This window comes from Pantoea rodasii (assembly GCF_002095465.1).
Lineage (GTDB): Bacteria > Pseudomonadota > Gammaproteobacteria > Enterobacterales > Enterobacteriaceae > Pantoea > Pantoea rodasii.
The window spans coordinates 1-279 of sequence record NZ_MLFP01000081.1 but is presented as its reverse complement, the minus strand read 5'-3'; the positions used below and the strand labels follow the sequence as shown (position 1 = coordinate 279).

The window sequence follows — 279 nt, the reverse complement described above, 5'->3', positions numbered from 1 at the left end:
TCCTTCAGCAGGCTCTCCACCGGGGCCATGCCCATCGAGCGGGCGAGCTCGTAGGCGCGCGGCATGTCGATGCAGTCAATCAGCACCAGCCGTCGGGCTGTGCGGTCACCGGAGGCGGCCAGATACTGCAGGTCGCGGATGAGGCGCTGGCGGTTAGGCAGGCCGGTGACCGGGTCAGCAAACCCGGCGGAGTGCCAGGCCTCCAGAAACGACATCACCAGCGCGGCCAGCAGCTTGAGGGTGGTGACCTGCTCGGCGCCAAACGGGTGCGGTGCGGTG

The 279-nt window shown here is 68.8% G+C and carries 1 pseudogene; it reads right to left on the bottom strand.

Annotated elements, in window-relative coordinates:
* Positions 1 to 279, bottom strand: a pseudogene (locus tag HA45_RS23430) (sensor domain-containing phosphodiesterase); the annotation flags it as partial.